Raw genomic sequence first — 22,158 nt, 5'->3', positions numbered from 1 at the left:
CAAATATAGAAAACTATCCCACTATTCAACAAATCTTTTTAAATGTTTTTTTGAAAATATTTTTTAAGCCCTCAAAAAGCTTTCAAAATCAATATTTTATGGAGTTTATTTTGTAAACTTCTTTTTAGAATTTGACTTCTATATGAAGAAATTCCATATAAGTCCAAAACGAATTGTGAAGTCTCTGTATGGATGGTTTGGCGCTGAATAAAAATTAGGTTCTGTAAATGGGGAGTTAAGGTGTTCTGCTTTCAGGTATATTCGTGTTTGACGTACTTTCGCATTTATAAATAGATCTATTAATGGAAACCCACCTAGTTTTTCCTGGTTTTGAGAATAAAACTCAGAAAGCAATGGGTTATATCCGTCCATATAGTATTCTGAAAAGTATTTGAATGTGACCCCAGCTTGCAGGAACATCGCTTTGTTAAATAAATGGTCTGAAAAATACAGTGTGTTTCTTGTTACCAGTTCCGGAACATTGAATATTTCCTGTTCTTGATTGACTGCTTGATACATGACTGTATTATTCAATGCAAACTTGCCTATTTTAAATTCTTTATTGAGTTTTACTTTTAGGTAATTTATGGGTTCCGTATTTTGAAAGGGAATTATTTCCGGAATAGTATCTCCCAGCTCTTGGGTTACTGAAGCAAAATAGGTATAATTATCCATCTGGGTATAACTTGCTTCTATGTTTACCCATTTTTTTGAATTGAATACAAGGCTTATTCCTCTGTCTTCTTCTTTTATAAAGTTTTCTGTATTCTGCCAATTGTAGTCTTTATAATTACTTTGATAGAGCAGCATATTAAAGTTAGGCATTCTTGAATTTGAAAAGATAGTAGCTGTTATTTTATTTTCGTTATCAAGCTGATAGGACAATGTTGCGTCAATAGCTGTGCCTCCCAAATCTCCTGAGAGGGTTGTCATGGCATCCGCTTTAAGGGTTAATTTATCAATCTTTTTAAGCCATGTGCCTCCTACAGCAAATTCATCTCCTTTTAGTTGATTGGTAATTACTCCATCGTCTGTAAATAGTATACTCCGGAAAAAATAATTGTAGTTGTACGCTGCTACTTTAGTTGTTATTCTTCCTAGTGTGTTATTGGTATACTGAAGGTTTAATTGATTGTACATCGCTTTTAGCTGGGCTCTATCTAAAATATTTCTAGCTTGAAATGCTTCTCCAAATATATCATTTGCCCTAGTTTGGTCATATCGATAAAATTTGGTTTCGTAGTTAATTTCGTGGGCAATCTTTAATTCAGAACTGGAAAGAGAATCTTTTTTTTGCTTAATGGTATATATATGGTCTAAAAAGTACCGTTTACCAACCAAAAGGTTTTCCGCATCTTGAAAAGCGACATCTATTCTAGATCGGTCCGTAAATTCATCTTCTCCTGATTCAAATTGCTCTTTATTTATAATCCCCCCATTTTCTTGGTTTGTAGCGTCTTGAGAGACAAAATGAACGCGAAGTGCATAACGGTTGTTCCTAGTTACATAATTAGCCGTCATCCTAAAATTCCCTATACTGGAACGGATGTGCTGATATTTTCCTAATGACCGCAGTCCTTTATTCGCTATGGAAAAATTAAACCTTCGGGAAGTGTTTAACGTTATCAACCCATCTGCTAATTGTCCTTGCTCAAAAACTGTCTTAAAAAATAGTTCAGTAGTAGGTGTCGGTACATTATAGTAATTAATATCTTCTTTTTGCATATAACTATAATGCTTGGCTTTTGCACCTAGTTGTGGATAAAAGTTCTTTTCTTGAATGTTATATGCCAATTTATTGTATGGCTGCCCTACATTGGAAAAAGGAAGTAGTTCAAAATCATCTTTCCGTAAATAGTTGTATTTGTATTCTTTTTGAATGGTCAAAGTAGTATCTAAGTGTGTAGTATCTCTTTGGTATGAAACAATTTTATAGTCTTTTATTGTTACTTCTTGTTCAGGAGTTACTTTTGTGCGTGTAGTATCTATCTCTTTTATTAATGGTCTTTCTTGCCCAAAAGTTGCAATGGAGCATATAAAAAATGCCAAAAGTAACCGAAATGCCATGTATACTTATTTGAAAGGCAAAAGTATGTTTTTTGGGCGAATTATTTTTTAATATTATTTTGTTATTTAGTGGATTATTTGCATCAACATGTTAAAACCATACTTTAATAACTGCATGGAAGCCGGAACAGATGAAGCAGGTAGAGGTTGCTTGGCAGGACCTGTTACTGCTGCTGCTGTTATTCTTTCTCCAAATTTTGAGAATAGCATCCTTAACGATTCTAAACAATTATCGGAAGGGAAACGTAACATACTACGCCCCATTATTGAACAACAAGCAATTTGTTACGGAGTAGTACATATTTACCCGGAAGTTATTGATGAGATAAATATTCTTAATGCTTCTATTTATGGTATGCACCAAGCATTGAATAAGCTTTCAGAAACACCGGAGTTCATTATCGTCGATGGAAATAAATTTAAGCCTTTTAATAACATCTCTTATGAATGCATTGTGAAGGGCGATAGTAAGTTTATGAGTATTGCTGCTGCTTCTGTATTGGCGAAAACATACAGGGATGCTTATATGTTGAATATTCATGAGGAATTCCCCATGTACAACTGGAAAAAAAACAAAGGATATCCAACAAAAGAACACCGGGAAGCCATTAAAAAGTATGGTAGCACAAAATATCATCGAAAAAGCTTTCGATTATTACCGGAACAATTATCCTTAGAGCTTTGAGTTTATTATTTTTGTAACAAACATCGTGTACATGAAGACCCTTCTATGCATTTTAATAACTGCCTCTCTTGTAATAGTTTCATGTCAAACAACTGATAGATCATCTTCTTCTCTTCTTAATTACCTGCCTCAAGACGCTATGGCCATTATAAAGATAAATGATTTACAAACTTTTAGAAATGAGCTAAAGAACAATGCGTTTCTTCAATTGACCTCAGAAACAAAATTATATAAAGAGTTTAACGAATTTTTAGGCTTGTTTAAATATATTGAGACTGAAGATGAGCTATTATTGTCTTTTAATGAAGTTGGAAAAGATGTTTATGAATATACTTTGGTTGCCAAGGAAGAAGCTTCTTTATTTGATTTGGATTCTATAAATGATATTTCCAAGTCTTCTTTTTTATATGAAACTGCCTCAGTTACCAAAACAGAAATAGACAACAAGATTTTGTATAGTGTTTCCTTAGATGGCGTCATTGTATGTTCCTCTTCTCAGTTAATTATTGAAAATATTATTCGGCAATCACGATCTAACCGCTTTCGGGTAAATGAAGATTTACAAAAAATATATAATACCACAAATAGCAATAAACCGGCTTCTGTTATTCTTAGACTCACAAAAACACTTTCTTTGTTGGACGATTATTTTCCCAAAAAGAAAAATGCCGGTATTAAAAAGTTTGCTGATTGGGTCGCTTTGGATGCCACTATTGACCACAATGCATTATCGTTTAACGGTGTGTCGTTTTCCAAAGATTCTACCTCAAAAATTGCACCTCTGTTTTATGGGACACTCCCTCAAAAAAACTTACTGGCTAGCATTACTCCCATCACAGCAGATGGTTTTATCTCATATACGTATAGTGATTGGGAAACATTACAGCAAAACATTATCACATATCAAGAACGGTTAAAAGCTCCTCGAAAACTGAATACCTTTTTTGATTTTTCCGATGAAATGGGGCTCATTTATAATGACGGTAATACAGTGATTGCGGTACATTATACAGATCCTGAAGCTATAAAAGCTGCTATAGACAAAGAGCTTGTATTGGCTGATGAGCATAGAGGTGTTCCTATTTATGAATTTAGCAACACCACTCTTTTAGTCGATACATTTTCACCACTCATTGAAAACATTGTTTCCAAGTTTTATGTGGTTATCGATAATTTTATTGTTTTTGCTGATACTATTACGCCACTTCATAATATTATTGCAAACCATCAAAATCAATCTACCATAGCAACTATTCCTTCTTATAATGAAATGATGCTTTCAATAAATGATAAAGCCTCTATTTTGATTGTTGGCAACAATCCTAATTTTAAAGAATTTATCTCAAAAAACATTACTGATGCATATTCCAAAGACATCACGAAATTAAATTTGGAAAGTTATCCCCATATAGTTATCCAGTTTGTGGCCGACAAGCATTTTCTACATACAAATGTGATTGTAAAAAACATTAAAGAGAAGGATAGTCCGGGGATGGTATACCAGCTTTTAAATATAAAATTAGATGCCGCTATTTCAGGAAAACCACAATTTGTTACCAATCATAGAACACGGAAAAAGGAAATAGCTGTCCAGGACATCGAAAATAATTTATATCTCATCTCAAATGAAGGGAAAGTGTTATGGAAAAAGAAACTGAACAGCCCTGTAAAAGGGAAAATACATCAGGTGGACCTATATAGGAACAGTCGATTACAATTGGCTTTTGTTACGGATGACGAATTCCAAATTCTAGACCGAAATGGGAATGAAGTTGCTCCTTTTCCTTTAAAATTTCAGCAGACTATCAGTTCGCCACTGGCCGTATTTGATTATGATAAAAACAAAAACTATCGTTTCGTATTTGGAGTTAGCAAAGGGGTGAAAATGTATGATCGGAATGGAAAAATTATCCCTGGGTTTACGTTTACAAAAACTAAAGGGGTTATTGTGGGAACACCCCAGCATTTTAGGGTCGGAAATAAGGATTATTTGGTTATAGCAGAAAACAATGGAACGCTAAACATTCTTGACCGAAGGGGTAATACACGCGTGAAAGTAAACGAAACTTTTGATTTTTCTGAAAATGAAGTGTTTTTTTACCAAAATACGTTTATGACTACAAACAAAACCGGGAAAAGAATTCAGATAAACCGTAATGGAAATATTTCTAAAATAGATATGAAGCTGGCTGCTAACCATAAAATAGCTGCTACTAGCCGAACATTAGTCACGCTCTCTGATAATATTTTGACCATAAAAGATAAAAGTATTGAATTAGATTTCGGGGTATACACCCCTCCTTCTATCTTTTACCTATATGATAAAATTTATGTGGCGCTAACAGACATACAGGCTAATCAAGTACGTATCTTTGATAGTAGCGGAAAGCTGCTCCCGAATTTCCCTGTATACGGAACCGGCCTTATTGATATGACAGACATGGACAATGATAAAAAAATAGAGTTTGTTGTTCAAGGGGAGAAAGATACTATTTTGGTGTACCGGATTAATTAAATTTTCAAAATTTCTTTTTCTAGTAAATTGTTACCATGATAAAACATTTAAAATGATGATTTCATTATAAAGTGAAAGTTAAATCTTATTTTATAAGATGATATATATTACGTTTTTAGATTTTTTTTACGATCTTTATATGTAAATAAAAATATTTTTAATAAGTTTAAACTTTATTTTTGAACAAAAAACTAACCTCTAAAAATTATTTATTAAATGGATATGAGTCTTGGGTATCCTTAAACGACCAGGTAATTTCTAATTCTAAAAAAGAAAAAAATGGAAAACAAAATTTTAAAAAGATTTAATTTAAATTCTGCTAAAATTCTAACACGTAAAGAGTTGAAATCTATTAATGGTAAAGGCAGTTGCGGAGAGACTGGAAAAATTGCAATTTCTTGCATTAATGTTTATAGTGGAGAATTAATCATTGGATGTGCTACTAATACTCTCCAATGGAGGCATGAAAATTGTTTTTGATATTCATAATCCATAAAATAATAAATGGTAGAAAAATTCTACCATTTATTATTTTTATCATCTCAACACAAACTTATAGATGAAATATTTTATTGCATTATTTTTAATTTCACTATCAGCATATAGCCAATCTCAAAACAAAGACGAATATGAGTTTAGTATTCTGACTTGTGAACCAGGAAGTGACCTTTACAGTTTATTTGGACATTCGGCTTTAAGGTTAAAAAATCATGATAATGATATTGTTGTAAATTATGGAATCTTTTCTTTCGAAGAAAAAAACTTTATTAAAAATTTTCTCTATGGAAATTTAGAGTATGAAGTTGGTTTGACAAACACAAAAAAATTTTTTGAATTTTATTATTTAGAAGATAGATCCGTCAGTGAAGATAAAATCAATCTGAGTAAAGATAATAAGCTAAAAATAATCAATGAGATAAACGCTGATTTGACTAAAAAAAAATATTCCTATAACTATTTTGACAACAATTGCACTACTAAACTTGTAAAACTTTTTGAGCTTGATAGCATAATGTTCAAAAACAAGAACATTTCCGAAACCTATAGAGAAGGGTTAAACAAGAATCTTAATCATCATAAATGGCTTAGAATTACTTTAAATATTTTATTAGGAAAACCTTCAGATAGAAAATTAAGTTTTCGTGAACGAATTTTCCTTCCTCTTGACTTCAATAAACTTTTAAATAATTCAAAAATAAGAGATCATAAAATATCCTTTAAGATAAAAGAAAAAAAAAACTATTTATTCTCCCCTGCAGCTGTAATTATATTACTTATCATTTTACGCCTAATGTTTGGAAATGTTATAAAACTTAAAAATAACATCTTTGATATTCCGTTCTTTATACTTATATCTTCTATAGGCATTAGCCTAATTTTTTTATGGTTTTTCACAAATCATTCATACAGTAAAGGCAACTTGAATATTTTGTGGGCAAATCCATTATATTTTTTAATTTTTCTTAACTATAATTTGCTAAAAAGCTTTTTCTTAAAATTTTTAATAATTTTAAATTGTCTTTTCATTATTATTTCATTCTTTTATGGTCAAAGAATAACTTATGAAATATATTTTTTAGTTATTTTTATTTTAATTATTCTTTTAATCAGATTCTTTCGTTATAAAGTTCATTTTTTGAAGGATTATTAATTAAGGATTTTAGTGTGTTTCTAACTTAGTTAATATCATCTCTGATATCCGGATCCGTTGCTATCTCAATTAAAACAACATTGATTTTGAATGGCACAATATAAATAAGCTTATTAACTTAAAATAGTATGAAAATCATTACTACTTATTTAACACTTGCATTTCTTGTTCTTACAAGCTGCAATCAAAAAACAGGAGGGAAATGTGAATATGTCAACTTAGAAGCACTCTACAGAGTTTTTAAAACAGAGATGGCCAATAACACATTGTCCTCTGTCACCTTTCAAATGGTAGAAGGAAATGAACAAATATCACTGCCTGCTTCCGAGCTTAATACCATTTCCGGAAATTTTGAAATTGATATGCTAAATGCGTCAGAAAGCACGTTCCTTATTAATTATGATGAAATTACAAAGGGAAGCTGTGTTCCGATAATCATTCAAAAAATAACCATAAAAGAAGATTGAGAAGCAACAAAATTATGTTTGGGATTTTTCCTTTTTAAGAACTGCTTCAAAAAGAACTGAAAAATGTTTCAGGATTTTTTCTTTTACTTCTTCCATAGCAACTTCTTTTATCCCTAGTTCTACGTTCAAAGAGGTAACTGCCTTGCCACGTATCCCACAAGGAATAATGTTGTCAAAATAACCCAAATTGGCATTTACGTTTAATGCAAAGCCATGCATCGTTACCCAACGGGAAGCACGTACTCCCATAGCGCATATCTTTCTGGCAAATGGAGTATCTACATCCAACCACACACCCGTTTCTCCATTACTCCGGGTGGCTTTTAAACCATATTCTGCCAAGGTTAAAATAATCACTTCTTCCAAAAATCGAAGGTATTTATGAATATCGGTAAAAAAATTGTCTAAGTCCAAAATCGGGTAGCCCACAATTTGTCCTGGGCCATGATAAGTAATATCGCCCCCTCGGTTTATCTTATAAAAAGTAGCTCCTTTTTCCGCAAGTTGTTGTTCATTCAGTAGCAAATTTTCGATGTCGCCACTTTTCCCTAGTGTATATACGTGTGGATGTTCTACAAATAAGAAATAGTTGCTTGTTGGTAATTCTATACCTTCCCGTCGGTTTTTCACCTTTGCATCAAGAATACCCTTGAATAACTGTTCCTGGTAATCCCAAGCTTCCTTATAATCTACATAGCCAATATCCTCTACCTGTACTTCTTTATTCATGACTTCCTAAGAATCGCTTATTGTTCAAACACTACTTCCACGTCAAAGAAATGCGGATCGCTATTCATCTGAAACATATTTGCCTCTACCTCTACTCCTTTAAAATCAGGCATAATTAAAGCATTTTTTCCTTTTACTTCTTTAACCCTATACGGAAATCTATATACCTGTTTAAAAGTAATCATATTGGCAAAAGCATTATCTGCTGTCATAGTAGTACCCCTCTCTTTTATAGCTTTTGCCTCTGCTTCCTCAGTTATAACCCTTTTAAATCCCCTTCGAGAGAAACTGGTATGGAAAGATGCTGCCATTTCAAAGGCTTTAAATTCTTTGTTTTCTTCTTCAGAAGTATCTTTTTCATTCATACTGTATTATTTCCTATAAAATCTTCTACCACATTCAGTTCTCTTAACTGTACATCATTCAACATCTCTGCAAACGCTTTTACATCCGATACATCTTTAAAATTATACTGAACAGCCATCTCCATTTTCTTAGCTATGGTATCTGTCCGCATGCTCACACTCATCAATTTTAATGCATTGTAGACCTCTTGTTCTTTTTTAGACAGTTTGGCAATGCTGTCTCTTCGTTGTGCTACAATCTTAGAAAAATCAAACACAGTATCTGTCTGCTCTATACTACCCATGTCTTCACTTCCCATACTCATATCCATTAATTCAGACATATCGATGGTAATGGCATAGATACCATTTCCATTTTCATTAAAAGTTATCTCTTCGCGTATCTGACAACTTGCCAAAGCAATAATAGCTAATAGTAATATAGCGGATTTTAGAATTGTCTTTTTCATTTCATGCTATTTATTGGGATTATTGAGAATAATTAATGCTGCAATAACACCGGGGACCCAGCCAAATATCCATAGCAAAAAAACAATAACAATAGAACCACACCCCCTATCAATTACAGAAAGTGGAGGGAAAATAATTGCTAACAAAACACGCCATATACTCATTGCAACATCCTATAAAATGTTATGCCCTAAATTTAATCAAAATATTTTCATGAAAATAGCAGCTAACACTTATCTCGTTCTACTTAAACCAAATTATTCAAAAATAACCATGAAAAGGGTTTTTATTATTGTGAAATACTACCTTTGCCCCACAAAAGAAAACACATGAGTACTATTGTAGCCATTGTAGGAAGGCCTAATGTAGGTAAATCGACGCTTTTTAACCGATTGATAAAGCGAAGAGAGGCTATTGTAGATGCTACAAGTGGTGTTACGCGCGATCGCCATTATGGAAAAAGTGATTGGAATGGCAGGGAGTTTTCACTTATTGATACCGGAGGTTATGTACAGGGAAGTGACGATACATTTCAAAAAGAGATTGACAAACAAGTACAACTGGCTATAGACGAGGCCGATGTGATTCTTTTTGTAGTAGATGTAGAGGCTGGTATTACCAGTATGGATGAAGACGTTGCACGATTGTTACGGCAATCAGGAAAGCCTGTTTTATTGGTCATCAACAAAGTGGACAACTCAAAACGAGAGGCAGATGCTACTGAGTTCTATGCGTTAGGACTGGGTGATTATTATACCATATCAAGCATTAACGGAAGTGGGACTGGTGACTTATTGGATGCATTGGTGACTGTCTTACCTGAAAAAGAAGAGGAAATAACCGATGCCCTTCCTAGGTTTGCTGTAGTAGGAAGGCCTAATGCCGGAAAGTCTTCTTTTATTAACGCACTTTTAGGAGAAGAACGCTACATTGTTACAGATATTGCAGGGACTACACGTGATAGCATTGATACAAAATACAATAGATTCGGATTTGAATTTAATTTAGTAGATACTGCAGGGATACGGAGAAAAGCCAAGGTAAAAGAAGATATTGAATTTTACTCGGTAATGCGTTCAGTAAGAGCAATTGAACACAGTGATGTATGCCTTTTAGTAATTGATGCTACAAGAGGGTTTGAAGGGCAGGATTCGAATATTTTTTGGTTAGCAGAACGCAATAAAAAGGGAATTGTTATTCTGGTAAATAAATGGGATTTAGTAGCAAAAGAAACACATAGTACGCGTGATTTTGAAAAATACGTCCGAAAACAAATTGAACCGTTTACAGACGTTCCTATTGTTTTTATCTCAGCACATACTAAACAGCGAATTTTTAAGGCTATCGAAACAGCAGTAAACGTTTATAAAAATCGTTCAATACGCATCCCTACCCGAAAACTAAATGACCTTATGCTTCCAATTATAGAAAAAACACCTCCACCATCAAATAAAGGAAAGCACATTAAAATAAAATTTTGCACACAGTTACCTACTCCAAGTCCACAGTTTGCTTTTTTTGCCAACTTACCCCAATACATAAAAGAGCCCTATAAACGGTTTTTGGAAAACAACCTGCGAAAGCATTTTGATTTTCATGGTGTTCCCATCCAGATATATTTCAGGAAAAAATAATAAAAGATTACCAACTTCCTCCTGCACCACCACCACTAAAACCGCCTCCTCCAAAACCGCCGCTAAAACCACCACCACTTCCAAAACTGCCTCCGGAAGATTTTCCAAAACCTCCACGTCCTAAACTGCTCAAAATGATAATATCAGTAAGATCTATCCCTGATCTTTTGCCCCTATTACCACCATTACCTCCTTTTTTCCCAAAAATGGCAGCTAAAATAACAAAAAAGATGATAATAAAAAAGATCACTACAAATACAATCTTTCCTATAGGGATATCTTCAGCACGAAGCTGGGGTTTATTTTTATAAGCCCCTGTCAATACTTCAAATATCGCATCAGTACCTTTATCTAATCCGTTATAATAACTTCCTTTTTTAAATTCAGGGATAATAATATTCCGAATTAACTCCCCGGTGACACCTGCTGTTAAACGGTCCTCTACACCATATCCCGGAGAAATCCATATTTTTCGTTCTTGTTCAGCTAATAAAATAAAAACGCCATTATCTTCCTTTTTCTGGCCAACACCCCACTCATGGCCCCATTTAGGGGCTAACAGCCCAATATTTTCACCTTTTAGCGACGCAATAGTTACCACTACTATCTGTGTAGAAGTGGTATCTGAGTACTTAAGAAGTTTCTGTTCTAGTGCTTTTTCTTCATCGTTATTGAGCAAATCAGCATAATCATATACACTGGTTTGAATAGAAGGCTTATCGGGAATAGTGAATTGTGAATAGCCAACCTCAAACATTAAAAGCCCAAGAATAACCACCCACAATAAGCGATAATTCATTTTATAGCCTAACAAGTTATCCTTTGGAAATTTCATCGGAAAGTTCATTTTTGTCATTATGGTTCCATGGAAAATGTTGCTGCAGTTCCTCACCTGCCTTTAAAACTCCTTCGATGATCCCTTGTTTAAAAGCCCCTTTTTTGAAACAAGCCTGCATCACATCCCTGGTACTGTCCCAAAATCCTTTAGGGACTTCTTCATCAATTCCTTTCCCTCCATAAATGGCAAATGTTTTATCTTCAACGGCAATATATATCAACACACCATTTTCTTGTTTGGTATTGTCCATCTTCAATATATGAAACATTTCTGCTGCCCGGGCAAGGATATTTTCGTCAGTGTGCTTTTCGATGTGGACACGTATTTCTCCAGAGGTATTTTTTTCAGCAATACGGATTGCTTCAACAATTTCTTGCTCTTCCCCTTGGGTTAAAAAATCTTCAACATTGGACATGCTAATTGAATTCAAAATTCACATCAACCGGTTCTTCTGCTCCAGGTTCAGCATCAAAATAAGGCTTTCCTTCAAAACCAAACCAGCCTGCTAATATAGAATTTGGAAACGTTTTTACGTGCGTATTATATGGTTTTATGGCCTCATTAAAGCGTACTCTTGCTGTTTGGATGGTGTTTTCAGTACTTGTGAGTTCATCTTGCAGTTTTAGAAAATTCTGATTGGCTTTTAGATCGGGATACCGTTCTACAGCAACCAACAACCTGGAAAGCGCATTGCTCAACCCTCCTTGCACTTCATTAAAGCTAGCCAATTGTTCTGGTGTAATATTCGTGGGGTCTATAGTTACCGAAGTAGCTTTAGAGCGTGCTTCAATAACTTCTCTAAGTGTTGTACGCTCAAAATCCGCTGCACCTTGCACCGTTTTTACTAGGTTCCCTATCAAATCATTCCTTCGTTGGTAAGCTGTTTGTACATTTCCCCAGGATTCTGAAACATTTTCCCCTAAACGGATAGCATTGTTATTAAACCCTACAGCCCAACGGTATATACCAAAGGCAAGCACTACTAGTATAATTAATGGGATAAGCCACTTTTTCATATTGTTGATTTTAAAATATTAAAGTTGTTCTTTTATTTTTTGAAGTTCTGTTTTTACCATTTCTAATTTACGAATAATCTCAAAATTAGAAAGCGTTTTTTTCTTTTCTTCTTTAAGATGGGTCTTGGCACCTTCTAAAGTAAATCCCCGCTCTTTTACTAAATGATAAATGAGCTGAAGGTTCTTAATGTCTTCCGGGGTAAACTTTCGGTTACCTTTGGCATTCTTCTTAGGCTGTATTTCATCAAATTCTTTTTCCCAAAAACGAATTAGGGAGGTATTTACCTTAAATGCCTTGGCTACTTCTCCAATACTGTAATATCGTTTTTCAGGAAGGTTTATATACATTAATCGAGTGATTGGTTTTCTTGAGTTGCAATTTTCAACATGGCTTCAAACTCTTCTGCTGTAAGGCTTCCGTAGTAAAAATTTATCGGATTGATCCGGTTTCCGTCTTTGAAGATTTCATAGTGCAAATGAGGAGCTTGCGATCTTCCTGTACTACCCACAAAACCAATGAGGTCTCCTCGCTTTACTTTTTGTCCGCGTCTCACATTATATTTAGACAAATGTGCATATAAGCTTACATAACCATATCCATGATCTATACGAATATGCCTTCCGTAACCTGCCGATCTGTTATCTGCTCGTTTTACAACGCCATCCCCACTGGCATAAACAGGTGTGCCCCTAGGAGCTGTAAAATCCATCCCCCAATGAAATTTTCGGGCTTTTGTAAATGGGTCTGAACGCCATCCATAACCAGAGGCCATCCGACTTAAATCTTCATTATTAACAGGTTGTATAGCAGGAATAGCCACTAATAATTTTTCTTTTTCTGTTGCCAATTTTGTAATCTCATCCAGTGATTTAGACTGTATTACCAACTGTTTTTGAAGAGTTTCAATACGTTTTGTGGTATTAATAATTACATCCGAATTATTAAAACCATCCAGTGATTTATACCTGTTTACTCCTCCAAAACCTGCCCTGCGTTGTGCATTAGGGATCGGGTTAGCCTCAAAATACAACCGATATAGATTATTGTCCCTGTCTTCAATATTAGCAAGAACTTCTTCTATTTGGGCAAGCTTCTTGTTTAATATCTCAAACTGAAATTCATAGTTTTTAAGTTCCCGTTCCTGTGAAAGCTCCTTAGGGGTATCTATTAAACTTGTATTCAACAATAAAAACAATCCTATAAACCCGGAAAGCATGGACCCTATCATAAACAATACAATGTTCTTAAGTCTTCTTCCTTTTTTAGGTTCTATTTTTCGATACGAAAGTGTATCCGAATCATAATAATATTTTACTTTAGACATAACTCAAAAATATCCTATTTTTGCACATCCAGCCTGATTTTACCAATCAAGCAGTAGTTATTGCATAACAAACAAATATATAAAAATTGTTTATCAGTTACTTTTATCTATAACGAGGTTAAGACTTTATTATGAAATCCCAAGACATACGAGCACATTTTTTACAGTTTTTTAAGAACAAAAAGCATACTATTGTACCTTCTGCTCCTATCGTAATAAAAGATGACCCTACATTGATGTTCACCAATGCAGGGATGAACCAATTCAAAGAGTATTTTTTGAACAACGCTGTGCCAAAAAACAATAGGATCGCAGATACACAAAAATGTCTTAGGGTAAGCGGAAAGCACAATGATCTTGAAGAAGTAGGCATGGACACCTATCACCATACTATGTTCGAAATGTTGGGTAATTGGAGTTTTGGTGATTATTTTAAAAAGGAAGCTATAGAATGGGCATGGGAACTATTGACCGAAGTATACAAAATTGACAAAAACACCTTGTACGTTTCTGTTTTTGAGGGAGCTAAGGAAGATGGGCTCTCTATGGATAAAGAGGCCTATAATATCTGGAAAGAGATTGTCCCTGAAGACCGTATCATTTTAGGAAACAAAAAAGATAATTTTTGGGAAATGGGCGATCAAGGGCCTTGCGGGCCTTGTTCAGAAATCCATGTTGATATACGTTCTGAGAGCGAAAAAGAAAAAATTTCCGGAAAACAATTAGTCAACAAAGACCATCCACAAGTTGTGGAAATATGGAACCTGGTATTTATGCAATACAATAGAAAAGCAGATGGAAGCCTTGAAAAGCTACCTGCTAACCATGTGGACACCGGAATGGGTTTTGAAAGACTTTGTATGGTATTACAAAATGTTACCAGTAATTATGATACGGATGTTTTTACACCGTTGATTAGAGAAATTGAAACTATATGTGGTATTTCTTATGGAAAAGAAGAAGAAAAAGATATTGCCATACGGGTAATTGCTGACCATTTAAGGGCTGTAGCCTTTGCCATTGCTGATGGACAACTTCCTAGCAATACCGGTGCAGGATATGTCATTCGTCGTATTTTAAGACGGGCCATACGCTATGGGTTTACTTTTTTAGACAGAAAAGAACCTTTTATTTTCAAGCTTGTAAACACATTGAGTAAGCAAATGGGAGGCACATTCTCGGAGTTAACAGCACAGAAGAATCTTATCACCAATGTAATCAAAGAAGAAGAATTATCTTTCTTAAGAACATTGGAACAAGGCCTTGCTATACTTGATAGTATCATCTCAAAAACCAAAAACAATGTAGTAGATGGAGCCAAAGCATTCGAGTTATATGATACTTATGGTTTTCCTATTGACCTGACAGCTTTGATCTTAAGAGAACGTGGCTACAAGCTTGACGAAGAGGGATTTAATAAAGAGCTACAAAAACAAAAAGAACGATCACGGGCCGCTACCGCTATTTCTACAGAAGATTGGGAACTATTATCTGATGAGAACGAAAAAGGGTTTGTGGGTTACGATACGTTAGAAACAACGGTTAAAATCACCCGATATCGCAAAGTCAGTTCTAAAAAAGAAGGGATTATTTTTCAACTAGTCTTTAATCAGACCCCTTTCTATCCTGAAGGTGGTGGACAGGTAGGCGATAAAGGTTACCTAGAGGCTAAAAATGGCGAGGTAGTATACATCATAGACACAAAAAAAGAAAACAATCTCATTGTACATTATGTAAAAAATTTACCCCGACACCCTGAAGAGTCCTTTAGAGCAATCGTTGACAAAAAACAACGTGCCCGAACTGCCGCTAACCATTCGGCAACACATTTATTACATCAGGCACTAAAGACTATTTTAGGAACACATGTAGAGCAAAAGGGGTCTATGGTACACAATGGATCACTCCGTTTTGATTTTTCACATTTTTCAAAAGTTTCCGATGATAAGCTCAAACAAATAGAAGATTTTGTAAATGCTCGTATTCAAGAAAATATCCCATTGGAAGAGAATAGGGAAACCCCTTATCAAAAAGCTATTGAGGAAGGTGCTATTGCATTATTTGGCGAAAAGTATGGTGATGCCGTTAGAACTATACGCTTTGGAAAGTCTATAGAACTTTGTGGAGGTACACATGTAACCAATACAGCTGACATATGGCATTTTATCATTACTTCAGAAAGTGCAATTGCAGCAGGAATACGACGTATTGAAGCTATTACAGGAGATGCTGCCAAAGAACACTTTACGCATCAGGCTGACGCATATAGCCAAGTAAAAAAAATACTAAATAATGCCAAACACCCTGTAAAAGTAATCAGTTCTTTACAAAAAGACAATGAGGCTTTACGCAAACAAGTGGAATCGTTATTAAAAGATAAGGCAAAAAATCTGAAAGGCAGCTTAAAAAATAACTTGGAGGTTATTAATGAGATCCAATTTTTAGTTGCTAAAATCGATCTTTCAGCTTCTGCAATCAAAGATCTAGCCTTTGAGTTAGGCAATGAATATAATAACCTTTTTGTTTTATTTGCTAATGAAGAAGAAGGGAAGGCAATACTAACCTGTTATATTTCTAAAAACTTAGTGACCAATAAAGGATACAACGCCGGACAAATAGTTCGAGAACTTGGAAAATTCATCAATGGTGGTGGTGGTGGCCAACCTTTCTTTGCTACTGCCGGTGGTAAAAATCCGGCAGGGATAGAAAAAGCATTAGCGGCCGCTAGAAAATATATTGTATAGAGGTTCAAATGATGAAGCTACAAACCAACATTCCTCTCCACCCTGAAGAAAAACAAATTGATTATGATTCGAAGGTATTATTGCTAGGATCATGTTTTTCTGAGAACATTGGAAGTAAATTAACTTATTATCAATTTCGAAACCTTCAAAACCCATTTGGCTTTCTTTTTCACCCGGAAGCCATTGCACGTATTATTACTAATAGTATTCACAATAAACAATATACAGAGAAAGATATTTTTTATTTGAATGATCAATGGCATTCATATGATGCACATTCTATATTGAGTAGCACAAAAAAAGAAGATACCATCTCTAATTTGAATAAAGCAATTCAAACAACGCACCAAAAACTATTAAATGCCTCGCATATCATCATCACATTAGGAACTGCATGGGGATATCGCCATAAAAAAACCAACGAACTGGTTGCCAATTGTCATAAAGCTGCACAATGTAAATTTTCAAAAGAGCTCTCCCCTATAAAAGAAATAACTACAAGCCTAAAAAAAAGCATTAAGGGTATTCAAGCTATTAATATCAATGCTAAAATTCTTTTTACAATTTCTCCTGTCAGACATTTAAAAGATGGTTTTATTGAAAATCAACGTAGCAAATCACACCTAATTGCTGCTGTACATCAACTCATTAATCCGTCAAACAATATTTTTTATTTTCCTGCTTATGAAATTATGATGGATGAGCTTCGAGATTATCGCTTTTATAAAGAAGATATGATTCACCCAAGCACAATTGCAATCAACTATATCTGGGAAAAATTTAAACACGTCTGGATCACTTCCCATATTTATTCTATGATGGACGATATAGAAACCGTCCGAAAAGGATTAGCACACCGACCTATTAACCCAAACTCGGAACAACATAAAACTTTTCTACAAAATATTAAAAACAAAACAAAAGAACTTCAGGAAAAATATCCATTTATGGTATTTTAATTCCAATACTTTCTTAAGAAATTATTTTTTCATAGGAAGCATCTACCAAAGAAACCCCTCCATCAATTAAATGTGCAATATCCGGACGTCTGTCTTTTACTTTCTTTAGGTGATTTATAACAATCTCTGAGAGCTCCTGCAGATTATCTTTTTTAGAAAGTTCATACAATTCAACGGACAACAACCAGTCATTCGGGTAATTTTTTTGCAAGTCTTCAAAAATCTCTTCGAGTAATTCCATATCTCTTTTACCATCTCGTATGTCACGTACTTGCTGATAATAGTTCTCTAATACAATACGCTCCGGTGATTTTTTTACTTTAATCGTTTGCTCAGAAGGCACGTGCGTTATTAAATCAAAACTAGTTACGTCTGCCGGGCCACTGAAAGCAGATATAATTTCTTTACCAACAGCCATGTCATAAACACCCCATTCCGGTCGAAATAGTATGGTATCTCCATGAGTAACCATACAGTTTTTAAAACTGATGAGTATAATTTTACCCTGTAAATTCCGGCTACCAGTGATAATTTCACCCGTTACCTTAATATTCCCTTCAAATTCTAATGTTACAGATTCTCCCTCATAGATGTCATAGGCACGAAGGTCACGCGGGCTCATGTCTTCAATCGCTAAATTAATTCCCTTCAACTTACCTGTCGGGCTTCCAAAACCTTCACTATGGTAATTAGTTCCATGGCCCACTAGCTCTTTTTCATGATACGATAAGGCTGTTTTTCCGGTAGTTTGAATATAGATAGGCTTTCCTTCATGTTCCAATACATTTGTAAATACTCCCGAAACCTGTATGCCGGTACTCAATTCCACTGTTCCCAGAGCTTTGGATGCAATCAGTTTCCGAACACCATCTAATCCCCCTTTTCGTAACGCCATCGTATTGGCGAACTCTTCCAACACTAAATTAAGGTGTGCAAAGTCAGGAGTTACAAATAACTGGGGTTGCGGTTTTGTAATATCAAAAGACTGATATGCCGCCGCTACTGTATAGGGTATCTTTTTTACTTTATCTGTCATGCACCACGCACTCTCCCCTATAGAAGATAAAAGCCCTGCTCCATATATTTTTGGGTTATCAACCTTCCCTATGAGCCCATATTCTACGGTCCACCAATGCAAGTTCCTTATTAGTGCCATTTCACTAGGTTCACCCATATTATTTTGAAGCTCTTCTACCTTTTTCTCGGCTTCGTCTATTATTTCTTCTGGTGTTCCGGGAGCCTCTTTTATGATAGATAAATGCCGGATGGCCTCGTACATTTCATAATCTTTAGCACTGGAGATCGCTTTAGCCCCAATTTCCCCAAACCTTCGTAAATACTCAGCATACTCAGGATTAGCAATGATGGGTGCATGCCCTGCACCTTCATGGATAATATCAGGGGCAGGCGTATATTCAATATGTTCTAACTGCCGTATATCCGAAGCAATAACCAATACATTGTATGCCTGAAATTCCATAAAAGCATTGGGCGGAATAAAACCATCAACGGCCACAGCAGCCCATCCAATTTCTTTCAAAATGCGGTTCATTCCATACATATTCGGAATGCTATCTATAGAGATCCCTGTTGACTTTAATCCTTCTACATAAGAACTATGTGCTGCCTTCCCCAGGTAATCGACATTTTTACGCATCACATACCTCCAAACAGCTTGGTCAATAGCCGAATATTCCTCATAATTCTGAGGCTTTATAAATTGCTTTAAGTGCTTTGGAAGTTTGTCTAATATCGGATTACTTTCGTAGGACATTGCTATTTGTTTTGTTAATTTACGATACATGTAAAAATACAAAAAAACAAGGCGAAGATGATTATAATGGTTAAAAAAGGCTGAACTAAAGTACAGCCTCTCTATTTAATTTATTTCTTCTATTCCCGGAGGATATTGATTTAGGATTTCGTCTACAAACTCGCGGATGCGTTGTTCTTTTTTTGCTACATCTCTATAAGCGAGTAAATATCCGCTACCTTTACCTTGCCAGATAAGCTCTTTCTTTTTGGCATCAATAATATCTATATAAAGGACTCCTTCTGTGCGGGTAGATACGTTGTTGAAGTTACCTCCCCAGCCCCAGCCCCAGTAAGGATTGCCCCACCAGCCCCAACCAAAGCCGTAATTGTTATACACATTTACACGCTCTCGTTCTTTGGTGAAGATACTGATTAGCATATCAGGGTTCTCTGATTTTGCATAGCCCTTGTATATCATTTTAGCTTCAATAGCTCTTAAAATCCGTTTTTTGTCCAAATCGGATATTTCGGCTTTATCGATTCCCGGTTTAAAAAATGCAAAGGTTCTGTATTGGTCAAAGTCAGCTTGCCTGTCATAGTCAGTTGCCACACGAACTGATACACAAGAAATCAATAAGGCAGGTAGCAAAAGCAGCAGAAAAGGTTTTAATGGTTTCATAATTAATTGCTTTTTGAGTTAATTTCTATAGTTCATCATTGCCTATATAAAAATACGAAATTGGAAAATGCCTTTCAAGTGCATTCTGTTAAAGTTCTTCTAAAAGGTTTTCATCTACTTCATTCGGTAACGTTACTTTCAAACTAGGGGCTATTTCCATAGCACGTTTGATAGCAAAAACAGCTTCCTTATTTCGTGCCCAACTTCGTCTGGCAATCCCATTGTTTACATCCCAAAAAAGCATGGACTGTAACCGGTTGGCTGCCTCTTTACTACCATCAAGAACCATACCAAATCCGCCATTAATTACCTCTCCCCAACCAACACCACCACCATTGTGAATGCTTACCCAAGTAGCACCTCGAAAACTATCGCCAATCACATTATGAATGGCCATATCTGCAGTAAATTGCGAGCCATCATAGATATTTGATGTTTCACGATAGGGTGAATCGGTACCGCTCACATCATGGTGATCACGCCCTAAAACTACAGGGCCAATAACACCTTGTTTAATAGCATCATTAAAGGCTTGGGCAATTTTAATCCTCCCCTCAGCATCCGCATATAAGATACGTGCCTGTGAACCGACTACCAGTTTATTATCTTGTGCGCCCTTTATCCACCGGATATTATCATGCATTTGTTGGGTAATTTCCTGAGGGGCATTTTTTGCCATTTCCTCCAAAACGGTACAAGCAATCGCATCTGTTTTTGCCAGGTCTTCCGATTTGCCGGAAGCACATACCCAACGAAAAGGCCCAAAACCATAATCAAAGCACATAGGCCCCATAATGTCTTGCACATAACTAGGATATTTGAAATGAATACCATCATCAGCCATAATAGCAGCTCCTGCACGGGAAGCTTCTAATAAAAATGCATTTCCATAATCAAAAAAATAGGTGCCTTTGGCGGCGTGTTTATTGATAGCTGCAACTTGTCGCCGTAGCGACTCCTGAACTTGTTTTTTAAAATTTTCAGGATCGGCAGCCATCATTTCATTAGCCACTTCAAAGGTAAGTCCCACAGGATAATACCCTCCTGACCATGGATTGTGCAGCGATGTTTGGTCGGAACCTAAATCAATATAAATTCCTTCCTCATAAAAGTGTTCCCAAACTTCTACTATATTTCCATGATAGGCTATGGAAACAACTTCCTTGGTTGCTTTTGCCTTTTTCACACGGGCAGTCAAAGTTTCTAAGTTATCGATAACCTCATCTACCCATCCTTGCGAATGGCGGGTTTCAATGGCTTTTGCATTTACTTCTGCGCATACCGTAATACATCCGGCAATATTCCCTGCTTTGGGTTGCGCACCGCTCATGCCTCCCAATCCGGAAGAAACAAATAGCTTTCCGGCTAAACCTTCTCCTTCTTTTGCTACTTTCCGGCCTGCATTCAATACGGTGATCGTAGTGCCATGTACAATCCCTTGAGGACCAATGTACATATAACTACCTGCTGTCATTTGCCCGTATTGTGTAACTCCTAGAGCATTGAAGTGCTCCCAATCATCTTGACTGGAATAGTTAGGAATCATCATACCATTGGTAACTACCACTCTCGGGGCTTCCTTGTGTGATGGGAATAAACCCATAGGGTGTCCGGAATACATAATCAGTGTTTGCTCATCAGTCATTTCAGAAAGGTATTTCATGGTAAGCCGGTACTGTGCCCAATTCTGAAAAACAGCCCCATTACCTCCATAGGTAATCAATTCGTGGGGGTGCTGGGCAACTTTTGGATCTAAGTTATTTTGAATCATGAGCATAATAGCTGCAGCTTGTCGGCTTTTTGCAGGATAGGCTTCTATCGGCCGTGCATACATCTCATAATCCGGGCGAAAACGATACATATAAATCCTTCCATAAGTATCGAGTTCTTTTGCAAATTCAGGAAGTAACGTTGCATGGTGTTTCGCTTCAAAGTAACGGAGTGCATTCCTTAGAGCCAGTTTTTTATCTTCCTTAGTGTGCAAACCTTTTCTCTTTGGCGCATGGTTTACTTGCTCATCATAGAGTTTTAATGATGGAAGCATATCCGGGATGCCTTCCTGTAGTTGTTCTTCAAAAGTCATTATTCTCTTTTGTTTTTATTTTTTTGGTTGTATCCATAAGGACAATGCCTACAGCCACTTTCACAGCAATAGCCTCTTTTTAAAAGGTATTGTTCTGTAAATACCCGATACCCTTCCGGCGACCAATAAAAATCGCCTTCTTCTAGTGGTAGTATCTTTTTCATGTTGAGGTTTCCTTATCTTTACAAAGATATAT

The 22,158-nt window shown here is 35.6% G+C and carries 22 protein-coding genes; 8 read left to right on the top strand and 14 right to left on the bottom strand.

Features of this window, described 5'->3' with window-relative positions:
- Positions 1-138: 138 nt before the first annotated feature.
- The gene (locus WBG21_RS11100; RefSeq protein WP_340077890.1) at positions 139-2,067 is read right to left on the bottom strand and encodes a putative porin; all 1,929 of its coding nucleotides are present in this window, start codon (positions 2,065-2,067) and stop codon (positions 139-141) included.
- An 88-nt stretch (positions 2,068-2,155) separates the two neighbouring features.
- Here WBG21_RS11100 and WBG21_RS11095 point away from each other — a divergent pair, with 88 nt between their 5' ends.
- From WBG21_RS11095 to WBG21_RS11075, 5 genes are all read left to right on the top strand, one after another.
- A complete protein-coding gene (locus tag WBG21_RS11095; protein ID WP_340077888.1) occupies positions 2,156-2,752 on the top strand; it encodes a ribonuclease HII in 597 nt (198 codons plus the stop codon).
- A gap of 31 nt (positions 2,753-2,783) precedes the next feature.
- Positions 2,784-5,267 (top strand): hypothetical protein, encoded by a 2,484-nt coding sequence (locus WBG21_RS11090; protein WP_340077886.1) that lies wholly within the window; start codon positions 2,784-2,786, stop codon positions 5,265-5,267.
- A 279-nt stretch (positions 5,268-5,546) separates the two neighbouring features.
- Positions 5,547-5,747 carry a hypothetical protein gene (locus WBG21_RS11085; RefSeq protein WP_340077884.1) on the top strand — a complete coding sequence of 67 codons (201 nt, stop codon included), beginning with the start codon at positions 5,547-5,549 and terminating at the stop codon, positions 5,745-5,747.
- 79 nt (positions 5,748-5,826) lie between these two features.
- Positions 5,827-6,918: a lipoprotein N-acyltransferase Lnb domain-containing protein gene (locus WBG21_RS11080; protein WP_340077882.1), complete on the top strand. Its 1,092-nt coding sequence runs from the start codon at positions 5,827-5,829 to the stop codon at positions 6,916-6,918.
- Positions 6,919-7,046: 128 nt separating this feature from the next.
- Complete coding sequence (locus tag WBG21_RS11075; RefSeq protein ID WP_340077880.1) at positions 7,047-7,385, top strand: hypothetical protein; 339 nt, start codon at positions 7,047-7,049, stop codon at positions 7,383-7,385.
- A 12-nt stretch (positions 7,386-7,397) separates the two neighbouring features.
- Here WBG21_RS11075 and lipB read toward each other — a convergent pair whose 3' ends face one another.
- The 4 genes from lipB to WBG21_RS11055 are packed head-to-tail and all read right to left on the bottom strand — an operon-like array spanning position 7,398 to position 9,093.
- Positions 7,398-8,114 (bottom strand): lipoyl(octanoyl) transferase LipB, encoded by a 717-nt coding sequence (lipB, locus tag WBG21_RS11070; protein ID WP_340077878.1) that lies wholly within the window; start codon positions 8,112-8,114, stop codon positions 7,398-7,400.
- Between the two features lie 17 nt (positions 8,115-8,131).
- Entirely contained in the window at positions 8,132-8,479 is a 348-nt protein-coding gene (locus WBG21_RS11065) for a hypothetical protein (protein WP_340077876.1), read from the bottom strand.
- Complete coding sequence (locus WBG21_RS11060) at positions 8,476-8,928, bottom strand: hypothetical protein (RefSeq protein WP_340077874.1); 453 nt, start codon at positions 8,926-8,928, stop codon at positions 8,476-8,478. The genes WBG21_RS11065 and WBG21_RS11060 overlap by 4 nt, the downstream gene beginning before the upstream one ends.
- A gap of 6 nt (positions 8,929-8,934) precedes the next feature.
- A complete protein-coding gene (locus WBG21_RS11055; RefSeq protein WP_340077872.1) occupies positions 8,935-9,093 on the bottom strand; it encodes a YqaE/Pmp3 family membrane protein in 159 nt (52 codons plus the stop codon).
- Between the two features lie 165 nt (positions 9,094-9,258).
- Here WBG21_RS11055 and der point away from each other — a divergent pair, with 165 nt between their 5' ends.
- Positions 9,259-10,563, top strand: a complete 1,305-nt coding sequence (gene der / locus WBG21_RS11050; protein WP_340077870.1) for a ribosome biogenesis GTPase Der — start codon at positions 9,259-9,261, stop codon at positions 10,561-10,563.
- 7 nt (positions 10,564-10,570) lie between these two features.
- Here der and WBG21_RS11045 read toward each other — a convergent pair whose 3' ends face one another.
- From WBG21_RS11045 to WBG21_RS11025, 5 genes are read right to left on the bottom strand one after another with little or no spacing between them, the layout of a single operon-like run.
- The gene (locus tag WBG21_RS11045) at positions 10,571-11,398 is read right to left on the bottom strand and encodes a TPM domain-containing protein (protein ID WP_413789402.1); all 828 of its coding nucleotides are present in this window, start codon (positions 11,396-11,398) and stop codon (positions 10,571-10,573) included.
- Positions 11,379-11,816: a TPM domain-containing protein gene (locus tag WBG21_RS11040; RefSeq protein WP_340077868.1), complete on the bottom strand. Its 438-nt coding sequence runs from the start codon at positions 11,814-11,816 to the stop codon at positions 11,379-11,381. Before WBG21_RS11040 ends, WBG21_RS11045 begins: the two co-directional genes overlap by 20 nt.
- 1 nt (position 11,817) lies before the next feature.
- The gene (locus tag WBG21_RS11035) at positions 11,818-12,417 is read right to left on the bottom strand and encodes a LemA family protein (protein ID WP_340077866.1); all 600 of its coding nucleotides are present in this window, start codon (positions 12,415-12,417) and stop codon (positions 11,818-11,820) included.
- An 18-nt stretch (positions 12,418-12,435) separates the two neighbouring features.
- Complete coding sequence (locus WBG21_RS11030) at positions 12,436-12,765, bottom strand: MerR family transcriptional regulator (RefSeq protein ID WP_340077864.1); 330 nt, start codon at positions 12,763-12,765, stop codon at positions 12,436-12,438.
- Entirely contained in the window at positions 12,765-13,742 is a 978-nt protein-coding gene (locus tag WBG21_RS11025; RefSeq protein WP_340077862.1) for a M23 family metallopeptidase, read from the bottom strand. Before WBG21_RS11025 ends, WBG21_RS11030 begins: the two co-directional genes overlap by 1 nt.
- 131 nt (positions 13,743-13,873) lie before the next feature.
- Between WBG21_RS11025 and alaS the strand changes: the two genes are divergently transcribed.
- Both alaS and WBG21_RS11015 read left to right on the top strand, forming a co-directional pair.
- A complete protein-coding gene (alaS, locus tag WBG21_RS11020) occupies positions 13,874-16,486 on the top strand; it encodes an alanine--tRNA ligase (protein WP_340077860.1) in 2,613 nt (870 codons plus the stop codon).
- Between the two features lie 8 nt (positions 16,487-16,494).
- Positions 16,495-17,445 carry a GSCFA domain-containing protein gene (locus tag WBG21_RS11015; RefSeq protein ID WP_340077858.1) on the top strand — a complete coding sequence of 317 codons (951 nt, stop codon included), beginning with the start codon at positions 16,495-16,497 and terminating at the stop codon, positions 17,443-17,445.
- A 13-nt stretch (positions 17,446-17,458) separates the two neighbouring features.
- Here WBG21_RS11015 and WBG21_RS11010 read toward each other — a convergent pair whose 3' ends face one another.
- From WBG21_RS11010 to WBG21_RS10995, 4 genes are all read right to left on the bottom strand, one after another.
- Positions 17,459-19,219, bottom strand: a complete 1,761-nt coding sequence (locus tag WBG21_RS11010) for an aromatic amino acid hydroxylase (RefSeq protein ID WP_340077856.1) — start codon at positions 19,217-19,219, stop codon at positions 17,459-17,461.
- A gap of 105 nt (positions 19,220-19,324) precedes the next feature.
- Positions 19,325-19,879 carry a DUF4136 domain-containing protein gene (locus WBG21_RS11005; RefSeq protein ID WP_340077854.1) on the bottom strand — a complete coding sequence of 185 codons (555 nt, stop codon included), beginning with the start codon at positions 19,877-19,879 and terminating at the stop codon, positions 19,325-19,327.
- Positions 19,880-19,967: 88 nt separating this feature from the next.
- Positions 19,968-21,962 (bottom strand): urocanate hydratase, encoded by a 1,995-nt coding sequence (locus WBG21_RS11000; protein WP_340077852.1) that lies wholly within the window; start codon positions 21,960-21,962, stop codon positions 19,968-19,970.
- Positions 21,962-22,126, bottom strand: coding sequence for a DUF5522 domain-containing protein (locus WBG21_RS10995; protein WP_340077850.1), 165 nt, complete (start codon positions 22,124-22,126; stop codon positions 21,962-21,964). Before WBG21_RS10995 ends, WBG21_RS11000 begins: the two co-directional genes overlap by 1 nt.
- Between the last annotated feature and the right edge of the window lie 32 nt (positions 22,127-22,158).

The sequence above is a fragment of the Leptobacterium meishanense genome, from assembly GCF_037645805.1.
GTDB classification, from domain to species: domain Bacteria; phylum Bacteroidota; class Bacteroidia; order Flavobacteriales; family Flavobacteriaceae; genus Leptobacterium_A; species Leptobacterium_A meishanense.
Note: the sequence above shows the minus strand (reverse complement) of the source record. Positions and strands in the feature narration are given on the sequence as shown.